Below are 10,143 nucleotides of genomic sequence, written 5' to 3'. Positions count from 1 at the left end.
TGAAGGCGGCGTAGGGCACGTCGACGCCACCGCTGGTCTGCACATCGCCGATGAGCGCCCCCAGCCCGATGCCCATCGAGGCGAGGTAGAAGACGGGCTCGAAGAACCCCGAGAGCACGACGATCCAACTCGACGAGCGCGCGGCGAGGAGCCCGCGCTGCACGACCGCCCACGGATTGCCGGCCCACAGCGCCCGCACGCCGCCACGACGCGGCGTGGCATCCCCTGCCGTCGCCGTCTCTGCGGGCCCGCGCGTTCCCTCTGTGCGACCCACGCTCACCTCCCCAGCCTCCGTTCGAAGTAGTGCCGGCCGAGGAACCAGCCCCCGAGCGCCAGCACGAGCAGGTACGCGACGTGCACCGCGAGCATCGGCGGCACGCCGTTGCCGTAGGTGGCCGCCCGCCCGAGCTCGGTGGCGTGCCAGAGCGGCGAGATCCAGCCGATCCACTGCAGCCAGCCCGGCAGCTCGCTGAGCGGATAGAACGTGCCCGAGAAGAGGAACATCGGCATGAAGATGAAGCGCTGCACGAGCGCGAACTGGCCCTTGTCATCCTCGATCGACGCGGCGTAGGCCATGACCGGGATGCCGAAGGCGAGTCCGGCGGCCAATCCGGCGAAGATCGAGAGCCAGCCGGTCGCCGGGTCGGGCACGGCGCCGAAGAGCCACAGGAAAAGGTAGTAGAGGACGACCGTCACGACCATGCGGGCGGCGGCGCCGGCGACGACTCCCGCTGCGATCTGCGCGGAGGCGATCGGCGACGCGCTGAAGCCGTAGAAGTAGCGGCGCCACTTGAACCCGGCCATGACGGGGTAGGTGAACTCCTCGGATGCCACGGCGATCGCCGCCGTCATCAGTAGCGCCGGCGCCACGAAGACGAGGTAGTCCACCTGCTGTCCGCGGTCGGTGATGGGCGCGTCGATGAGGGCCGCGAGCCCCACGGCCATGCCGAGGAGGTACAGCACCGGCTGCCCGAGGGCGCCGATCACGATGGTCCAGCCGTAGGCGCGCATCGCCCGCACCATGTGCTCGGTGACGTACCAACCGCCGAAGCGCCGGGGCTTGCGGCCCCACTGCATCGCCTCGGCGCGCAGCTGCGCCAGTGATGGGTTCTCGGCCACCGCGGTCTGCGGCTGCGGAGCCTGAGGATCGCTCGGCGCCGTCATTCGATCAGCGACCTTCCCGTGAGCCGGAGGAACACGTCCTCGAGCGACGAGCGACGCACGAGGCTCGTGATCGGCTCGAGGCCGGTCGCAGTGACCCGCTCGAGGGCGGCTTCGCCGTCGTGCGCGTAGATGAGGATGCGGTCGGGCAGCACCTCGGTGCGCTCGCCGATGCCCTGCAGCTGCGCGGCCACCTGCTCATTGCGACTGGAGCCGAAGCGCACCTCGAGCACCTCGCGACTGGAGTGCTCACGGATGAGCGACGTGGGCGTGCCCTCGGCCATGATGCGGCCGTTGTCGACGACCACGAGGCGATCGCAGAGCTGCTCGGCCTCGTCCATGTAGTGCGTCGTCAGCACGAGGGTGGTGCCCCGCTCCTTCAGACGGAAGAGGCGATCCCACAGCACGTGGCGGGCCTGCGGGTCCAGGCCCGTCGTCGGCTCGTCCAGCAGCAGGATGCGCGGGTCGTTGATGAGGCCGCGGGCGATGGTGAGCCGGCGCTTCATGCCGCCGGAGAGCTGGTCGACCTTGCTCTTGGCCTTGTCCTGCAGCTGGGCGAAGGCGAGCAGCTCATCGGCCTTCGCTGCGCACACCTTGCCCGGCAGGCCGAAGTAGCGACCGTAGATGTAGAGGTTCTCGCGGGCGTTCAGCTCGCCGTCGAGGTTGTCCTGCTGGGGCACGACCCCCAGGCGCGACCGGATCTCGGGTCCGTAGCGGTCGGGGTCGAGGCCGAGGATCTGCAGGTCGCCGCTGGTGCGGGTGGACACCGCGCCGATCATCTTCATGGTGGTGGACTTGCCGGCGCCGTTGGGTCCGAGAAGGCCGAACGACTCCCCCGGCGCTACCTCGAATGACAGCCCGTCGACGGCGAGGAAGTCGGGCTTTCCCTTGGAGCGGTAGGCCTTGACGAGGTTGTGGGCGGCGATGACCGGTTCTGGCACCGCACCACAGTAGCGCCGCCTCCAGACATCGACGACGCCGAACGTCAACATACGTTGACCCCACTCCGGCCGTCAACTATTGTTGACCCGTCGAAGGAGCAGACCATGAGCGCAGACGACATCCGGACGCTGATCGGCACGCCGGGCGAGCGCGAGCCGATCGCCGAGCTGCACCGCCTCACGGCGGTGCGCAAGGAGCTCTCGCGTGCGGAGGAGGCGCAGGTGCGACGGGCCCGCAACCTCGGATTCTCCTGGCAGGCGATCGCCGCAGCCCTCGGGGTCAGCAAACAAGCAGTGCACAAGAAGTACGGTCGACGATGAACCCCCACGCATGAACGAGGTATCAGACATGTCCTCCCCCGCTCCCTCCCGCGGCCGCGCCGGCCGCCGCGCCACCACCGACGGCCCCCGCGCGAGCCTGAAGCAGCTGCTGCCGTTCCTGCTGGAGCACAAGCGCGTGCTCGTCGTCGTGGCGGTCCTCAGCGTGCTCGAGGCCCTCGCGACCCTCGGCCAGCCGCTCGTGGTCGGCCAGGTGATCGAGCGCGTGCAGGGCGGCGAGATGCTCGGCATGCTCGTCTGGGTGCTGGTGGGGCTCGTCGTGGCATCCTCGCTGATCGGAGCCTGGCAGCACTATCTGCTGCAGCGCACCGGCACCGCGGTGGTCTATTCGAGCCGCAGGCGCCTCATCTCCCGGCTGCTGCACCTGCCGATCCGGGAGTTCGACGCACGGCGCACCGGGGATCTCGTCTCGCGCGTGGGCACCGACACCACGCTGCTCTACGCCGTGCTCACGCAGGGGTTCGCCGACTCGATCGGCAGCGTCCTCATCTTCGTCGGCGCGATGGTCGCGATGCTGCTCATCGACCCGCTTCTGCTGCTGCTCATCCTCGTGGTGATCGCCGCCTCGGCCACCGTCGTGGGGCTGCTCAGCGGCCGCATCCGCTCGGCCACGCAGGCCCAGCAGCAGAAGGTCGGCGAGCTGTCGTCGGGGGTGGAGCGTGCGATCGGCTCGATCCGCACGATCCGCGCGGCGGGTGCCGCCGAGCGCGAGCAGCAGACGATCGACGACACCGCGCGCGGCGCGTACGACGCGGGGGTACGGGTCGCGAAGGCCTCGGCGCTCGTCGTGCCCGTGGCGGGAGTTGCGCTGCAGGTGTCGCTGCTGGTGGTGCTCGGGGTGGGCGGCTTCCGCGTGGCCTCCGAAGCCATCTCCATCGCCGAGCTCGTCACGTTCGTGATGTTCCTCTTCTTCCTCGTGCAGCCGCTGGCGTCGTTCTTCGGCGCCATCACTTCGGTCAACCAGGCCCTCGGCGCCCTGGGCCGCATCCAGGAGGTGCTGGATCTGCCGGCGGAATCGGACGACGACGCCGCGATCTCGGCTGCCGCGGCCGCGCCGTCACCTGCGGATGCCGACGGCGCCGCGCCCGCGATCGAGTTCCGCGACGTGCGGTTCCGTTACCCCGAGGCCGTCGTCGCCGCCCGGCGCACCGCCGAGAGCGAGGCGCTGCGGACGCTCGCCGACGCGCACGTGGATGCCGCGGCGGTCGAGCTGATCGACGACGACGCCGCCGCGGGCGACACAGACGTGCTGCGGGGGGTCTCGTTCACTGTGCCCGCCGGCGCCCGCGTGGCGCTGGTCGGCCCGTCCGGCGCGGGCAAGAGCACGACGCTCGCCCTCATCGAGCGGTTCTACGACCCCACCGGCGGGGCGATCCTGCTGCACGGCCGCGACATCCGCACCCTCGACCGGGCCGAGCTGCGCGCGCAGCTGGGCTATGTGGAGCAGGACGCGCCGACGCTGGCCGGCAGCATCGCGGACAACCTGCGGCTCGCGTCGCCTTCGGCATCCGACGACGAGTGCGAGCGGGTGCTGCGCAGCGTCAACCTCGGCGACGTGCTCGAGCGCAGCCCGCTGGGTCTTGACGCTCCCGTCGGCGAGGCCGGTGTCATGCTCTCTGGTGGTGAGCGCCAGCGACTGGCGATCGCGCGGGCGCTGCTGGCGGCGCCGCCGATCCTGCTGCTCGACGAGTCGACATCGTCGCTCGACGGCCTGAACGAGCAGCGCATGCGTGAGGCGATCGATGCGGTGGCCACCGGCCGCACGCTCGTGGTCATCGCCCATCGCCTCTCGACCGTGGTCGACAGCGATCACATCGTCGTCATCGACCGCGGCCGGGTGGTGGGCCAGGGCACGCACTCCGAGCTCGTCGCCTCGACCCCGCTGTACCGGGATCTCGCGAAGCACCAGCTGCTGGTGTGAGCGGGGAGCGCCCACACCGCGGTCACACCCGCTGGGCGACCTTCAGCCGGTAGCGCAGAGCCGCGAGCTCGGCGTACAGGGTGGCGGGCACCCGTCCGTCGAAGGTGCCGTAGAACTCCTCGGTGAGGTCCGCCTCCTGCAGCCACAGTGCGGGGTCGATCGCGAAGAGCTCGTCGAGGTCCTGCGGCGAGACGTCGACGCCGTCGAGGTTGAGGTCCTCGATGCGCGGGAGCCGTCCGATGGGGCTGTCGACGGCCGGCACCGCGCCCTGCACGCGACGGACGATCCAGTCGATCACGCGGGAGTTGTCACCGAAGCCCGGCCACAGGAAGCGGCCGTCGGCGCCCTTGCGGAACCAGTTGACCTGGAAGATGCGCGGCGCCCGGTCGAACCGCACTTGCTGACCGACCTTGAGCCAGTGCGCGAAGTAGTCGGCCATGTTGTAGCCGCAGAAGGGCAGCATCGCGAAGGGGTCGCGACGGAGCTCCCCGACGGTCCCCTCGGCGGCCGCGGTGCGCTCGGACGAGATGTTGGACCCCAGGAACACTCCGTGTGCCCAGTCGGTGGCCTCGACCACGAGCGGCACGTTCGTCGCCCGCCGGCCGCCGAAGAGGATGGCATCCAGCGGCACGCCCTCGGGAGCGTCCCAGTCCGCCGCGATCTGCGGGCACTGGGCCGCGGCGACCGTGAAGCGGGAGTTGGGGTGCGCCGCCGGCCGGCCGCTGTCGGGGGTCCAGGCATTCCCCTCCCAGTCGGTCAGGTGAGCGGGCGCCTCATCGGTGAGCCCTTCCCACCACACGTCGCCGTCGGGACGCAGCGCGACGTTGGTGAAGATCGTGTTGCCCCACAGGGTCTCCACTGCGGTGACGTTCGTCGACTCCCCCGTGCCGGGGGCGACGCCGAAGAAGCCCGCCTCGGGGTTGATGGCCCACAGGCGCCCGTCCTCGCCGGGGCGGATCCAGGTGATGTCGTCGCCCAGGGTCTCGACCCGGTAACCGGGGAGGGTGGGGCGGAGCATGGCGAGGTTCGTCTTGCCGCACGCCGACGGGAAGGCCGCGGCGATGTGGAACGCTTTGCCCTTCGGGTCGATCACCCGGATGAGCAGCATGTGCTCGGCGAGCCACCCCTCGTTGCGGCCGATCACCGAGGCGATGCGCAGCGCGAAGCACTTCTTCGCCAGGATCGCGTTGCCGCCGTAGCCGGAGCCGTACGACCAGACCTCGAGGGTGTCGGGGAAGTGCACGATGTACTTGTCGTCGTTGCAGGGCCAGGCGACGTCCTGCTCGCCCGGGGCCAGGGGCGCGCCGACCGAGTGCACCGTCTTCACCCAGTGCTTGCCGGCGGCGATCTCGTCGACGACACTCCGGCCGACCTTGGTCATGATGCCGATGGATGCCACGGCGTAGGCACTGTCGGTGATCTGCACGCCGATGTGCGACAGGGGCCCGCCGACGGCGCCCATCGAGAAGGGCACGACGTACATCGTGCGTCCGCGCATCGAGCCGGCGAACAGCGGCGTGATCGTGGCGCGGATCTCGTCGGGGGCGACCCAGTTGTTGGTGGGTCCGGCGTCTTCCTCGCGCTCGGAGGCGATGAAGGTGCGCCCCTCGGTGCGCGCGACGTCGCTCGGGTGCGAGCGCGCCAGGTAGGAGCCCGGCCGCCACTCGGGGTTCAGCTTGATCAGCTTTCCCTCGGCGACCATCTCGTGCAGGAGCGCGTCGTTCTCGGCCGCCGACCCGTCCACCCAGTGGATGCGGTCGGGCTGCGTGAGTGCGGCGATCTCGTCCACCCATGCGAAGAGGGCTTCGGCTGCCTCACCGCTGAGGGCGGGGCGCTTGCCGTTCGGTACCGCTGTGGGCACCCGGCGCACCGCGGTCGTGGCGGGGCGGGCGAAGATGTCTGCGAGTGCCATGGTCTCTCCTTCTGCGGCGATACCTTCAGGATGCCGGGGTGCGGCGCACTCTTACAGCGACTCGAGCACGCAAGAATCGCGATTCTTTCGCTAGCATCAAGGAATGCCCCCATCCTCACTGGAACTGACGACGCTCGGTCACCGGATCCGTCACCACCGCCTCACGCGCGGCTTCACCCTCGATGAGCTGGGGGCGCTCGTGGGCGTGGCGGGCAGCCAGCTGAGCCTGATCGAGAACGGCAAGCGCGAGCCCAAGCTGTCCCTGCTGCAGGCCATCGCCGACGCCACAGGGACCGAGGTCGCCGAGCTGCTGTCGGCAGAGCCGCCGAACCGGCGCGCCGCGCTCGAGATCGAACTCGACCGCGCGCAGGCGAGCACGGTGTTCCGCCGTCTCGGGGTGCCGCCGGTGAAGGTCACCAAGGGCACGCCGGACGAGACCCTCGAGTCGCTCCTGGGCCTGCACCGCGAGCTGCAGCGGCGGGAGCGCGAGGCCATCGCGACGCCCGAAGAGGCACGGCGCGCGAACACCGAGCTGCGGCTGGCGATGCGGGAGCAGGCGAACCATCTGCCTGAGATCGAGGCCCTGGCCGAGAAGCAGCTGAAGGCCGCCGGTCACGTCGCGGGGGCGCTCACCCACCGGACGGTGAGCATCATGGCATCCCAGCTGGGGTTCGAGCTCATCTACGCCGGAGATCTGCCGAGCTCGGTCCGGTCGGTGACCGACCTTGAGAACGGCCGCATCTACCTCCCCCCGGCATCCATCCCCGGCGGTCACGGACTGCGCTCGATGGCGCTGCAGGCCATGGCCCACCGCCTGCTCGGCCACCGTCAGCCCACCGATTACGCGGACTTCCTGCAGCAGCGGCTGGAGATCAACTACTACGCAGCCTGCTGCCTCATGCCCCAGGCGGCATCCGTCGCCTTCCTGCAGCAGGCCAAGCGTGACCGCAACCTCGCCGTCGAGGACTTCCGCGACGCGTTCGGCGTCACCCACGAAGCCGCCGGCATGCGCATGACCAACCTGCTGACCACCCACCTCGACATTGCGCTGCACTTCCTGCGCGTGGACGGGAACGGCGCCATCTCGCGCGTGTACGAGAACGACGGGCTTCCGCTGCCGATGGATGTGACGGGGGCCGTCGAGGGGCAGGTGGTGTGCCGCCGGTTCCTGGCGCGATCGGCGTTCGAGGAGCAGAACCGCACCACCGAGCACTATCAGTACACCGACACACCGGCCGGGACCTTCTGGTGCTCGACGCAGACCGGCACCACGTCCGACGGGGAGTTCTCGATCACCGTCGGGGTGCCCTTCGACGACGCGCGGTGGTTCCGCGGCCGCGAGACGCCCAAGCGGGTGTCGTCGTCGTGTCCCGACGAGGCCTGCTGCCGACGCCCGCCGGCTGACGTCGCCGCGCGCTGGGAGGGCAAGGCGTGGCCGAGCGCCCGCGTGCACATGCAGATGTTCTCGCCCCTGCCACGGGGGGCCTTCCCGGGCGTCGACGACAACGAGGTGTACGACTTCCTCGAGCGGCACGCCCAGGGCTGAGCGCCGGCACCCGCCTCAGCGACCGAGGAAGTGTGAGAAGCGGGCCAACGCGGCGTCGACCTCGGGTGCCTCGACCCGATCGGGCGCCAGGACGTGCGCCACCGGGAGCCGGGCTTGCCGGCCGGCCGCCACCGACGTCGACCACACCCCCACGACCTCCCCTTCGGCGACGAGGATGGGCTTGACGATGCCGTTCTTGGCCGGCCCGACCTCTCCGAGCAACGGGGCGGGGCAGGCCACGGTGCGATCCGCGTAGGAGATGTACGACTCCTCGAACGGCGGGAGCGCCAGGACGCGGGGCGCCGACAGCAGACGCCGCGGGCCGCGGGAGCGGTTGAGGTACAGCCGTTCGCCCGCACGCTCCGCGACCACTTCGACGTCCTCGGCTGCTGCATCGGCGGCCCGACGCGCGACGCCCAGGGGAAGACCAGACCACCAGGTGAAGTCGCGCGGCCCGGCCGGACCGTGCGAGGCGACGAACCGACGGAAGAACTCCGCCAGCGGCTCGGCCGGCGCCACCTGATCGGGCGCCCACTCCTCCACCAGCACGAAACGCTGCTCCCGCGTCGGCAGTCCCTCGCGCGCGACGACGGGCCCTTGGCAGATCACCAGCCGCGTCGAGAGCACGACGAGCAGGTGGTAGCCCCGCTGCCCGGCCGTCGACACGCCCGCCGCTTCGAGCACGGCGAAGATCTCGGCGCGCGTGAGCCGTCCGCCGCCGCGGAGCGCCGCGCGGACGGCGCGCTCCGCCCGCAGCGCCTCGGCGTCGTCGATGCCCTCGGACCGGTGCACCCCAGCCGCCTGCTGGCGCTGACGTGGGCCGGTGACCGCCAGCACCCAGCCGAGGTCCCGCGCGGGCACGATGTGGATCGTGCCGCGCATGGTCCACGTGCGCACGATCTCGCCGCGGTCGAAGGCGGCGTCCACGTCGCTCAGGGCCGGCGCGCCGCGGGTGCGGGCGGCCAGCGCCCACCGGCCTCCCCAGAATTCCTGGGCCTGCACGGCGAGCATGTGGGATGCCGCATCGGCGACGCTGGCCGCCGGCGCGCTCAGTCGGTGCGAACGCAGGCGCTCGCGGCGGAGGGCGGCGGCATCCATGGCCCCATCATGGGGGATGCCGCCGAGGAGTTGGTCCCTCAGGCGAACGGGTTCGCCGTGAGGGTGTACTTGGTCTGCAGGTACTCGTGGATGCCCTCGGCGCCGCCCTCGCGTCCGAGGCCCGACATCTTCCAGCCGCCGAAGGGCGCCGCCGCGTTGGAGACCACGCCGACATTGAGCCCCATCATCCCGGTCTGCAGGCGCTCGATCATGCGCTGCCCCCGGCTGAGGCTCTCGGTGTAGACGTACGACACCAGCCCGTACTCGGTGTCGTTGGCGATGCGCACGGCGTCGTCCTCATCGTCGAACGGGACGATCGCCAGCACCGGACCGAAGATCTCTTCGCGCAGGATGTCGCTTCCGGCGGGCACGTCGCTGAGCACGGTCGCGGCGAAGAACGAGCCGGGCCGATCGATGGGCTCGCCGCCGGCGCGCAGCGTCGCGCCGCGTTCGACCGCGTCGGCCACCAGCTCGCCGGTCTTGGCCACGGCCTTGTCGTCGATGAGCGGGCCGATGACGACCCCCTCCTCGGTGCCGCGGCCCACACGGAACGACTCGACGCGCTCGGTGACGCGGCGCGCGAACTCGTCGACCACACCGCGGTGCACGATGAAGCGGTTGGCGGCGGTGCAGGCCTGGCCGATGTTGCGGAACTTCGCCGCGATCGCCCCGTCGACGGCCTTGTCGAGGTCGGCGTCGTCGAAGACGATGAACGGGGCGTTGCCGCCGAGTTCCATGGACGTGCGGAGCACCCCCTTCGCCGCCTTCTCCAGCAGCGAGACGCCCACCGGGGTGGAGCCGGTGAACGAGAGCTTGCGCAGGCGCGGGTCGGCGATGATCGCGTCCGACAGCGGACCCGAGGATCGCGTCGTGACGACGTTGACGACGCCGGCGGGAAGCCCCGCGTCCTCCAGCAGCTTCGCGAAGGCGAGGGTGGTCAGGGGCGTCAGCGCGGCGGGCTTGACGACCACGGTGCAGCCGGCGGCGAGCGCGGGCGCGATCTTGCGGGTCGCCATCGCGAGCGGGAAGTTCCACGGCGTGATGAGGAAGCACGGTCCGACGGGGTGCTGCGTGACGATCATGCGGCCGGTGCCCTCGGGGTTCGCCCCGTAACGGCCGTTCGCGCGCACCGCCTCCTCGCTGAACCACCGCAGGAACTCGCCACCGTAGGCGACTTCACCGCGCGCCTCGGCGAGGGGCTTTCCCATCTCGAGGGTCATCAGCA

8 protein-coding genes and 1 pseudogene are annotated in these 10,143 nt (G+C 70.9%); 3 read left to right on the top strand and 6 right to left on the bottom strand.

The window, feature by feature from the left end; genetic code table 11:
* The 3 genes and pseudogenes from NQ160_RS12225 to NQ160_RS12215 all read right to left on the bottom strand — a co-directional run.
* Positions 1–199 (bottom strand): annotated as a pseudogene (locus NQ160_RS12225) (ABC transporter permease); the annotation flags it as partial.
* Positions 200–276: 77 nt separating this feature from the next.
* Positions 277–1,164 carry an ABC transporter permease gene (locus tag NQ160_RS12220; RefSeq protein ID WP_257515506.1) on the bottom strand — a complete coding sequence of 296 codons (888 nt, stop codon included), beginning with the start codon at positions 1,162–1,164 and terminating at the stop codon, positions 277–279.
* Entirely contained in the window at positions 1,161–2,102 is a 942-nt protein-coding gene (locus NQ160_RS12215; RefSeq protein ID WP_257515505.1) for an ABC transporter ATP-binding protein, read from the bottom strand. Before NQ160_RS12215 ends, NQ160_RS12220 begins: the two co-directional genes overlap by 4 nt.
* Positions 2,103–2,207: 105 nt before the next feature.
* On the opposite strand from NQ160_RS12215, the gene NQ160_RS12210 reads away from it, so the two are divergent.
* Entirely contained in the window at positions 2,208–2,423 is a 216-nt protein-coding gene (locus NQ160_RS12210; protein WP_257515504.1) for an AsnC family protein, read from the top strand.
* Positions 2,424–2,451: 28 nt separating this feature from the next.
* Positions 2,452–4,362: an ABC transporter ATP-binding protein gene (locus NQ160_RS12205; RefSeq protein ID WP_257515503.1), complete on the top strand. Its 1,911-nt coding sequence runs from the start codon at positions 2,452–2,454 to the stop codon at positions 4,360–4,362.
* A gap of 22 nt (positions 4,363–4,384) precedes the next feature.
* Here the strand turns inward: NQ160_RS12205 and NQ160_RS12200 are convergent, their stop codons facing one another.
* Positions 4,385–6,274 carry a phosphoenolpyruvate carboxykinase (GTP) gene (locus tag NQ160_RS12200; RefSeq protein ID WP_257515502.1) on the bottom strand — a complete coding sequence of 630 codons (1,890 nt, stop codon included), beginning with the start codon at positions 6,272–6,274 and terminating at the stop codon, positions 4,385–4,387.
* 103 nt (positions 6,275–6,377) lie between these two features.
* Here NQ160_RS12200 and NQ160_RS12195 point away from each other — a divergent pair, with 103 nt between their 5' ends.
* Positions 6,378–7,820 carry an XRE family transcriptional regulator gene (locus NQ160_RS12195; RefSeq protein ID WP_257515501.1) on the top strand — a complete coding sequence of 481 codons (1,443 nt, stop codon included), beginning with the start codon at positions 6,378–6,380 and terminating at the stop codon, positions 7,818–7,820.
* Between the two features lie 15 nt (positions 7,821–7,835).
* Here NQ160_RS12195 and NQ160_RS12190 read toward each other — a convergent pair whose 3' ends face one another.
* Both NQ160_RS12190 and NQ160_RS12185 read right to left on the bottom strand, forming a co-directional pair.
* A complete protein-coding gene (locus tag NQ160_RS12190; protein WP_257515500.1) occupies positions 7,836–8,918 on the bottom strand; it encodes a winged helix DNA-binding domain-containing protein in 1,083 nt (360 codons plus the stop codon).
* Positions 8,919–8,956: 38 nt separating this feature from the next.
* Positions 8,957–10,143: NAD-dependent succinate-semialdehyde dehydrogenase (locus NQ160_RS12185; RefSeq protein WP_257515499.1), on the bottom strand; the 1,187-nt coding region annotated here is incomplete at its 5' end.

It is taken from the genome of Microbacterium sp. zg.Y909 (assembly GCF_024626565.1).
The sequence above is the reverse complement of the archived record's forward strand: the minus strand, read 5'-3'. Positions and strand labels throughout refer to the sequence as shown.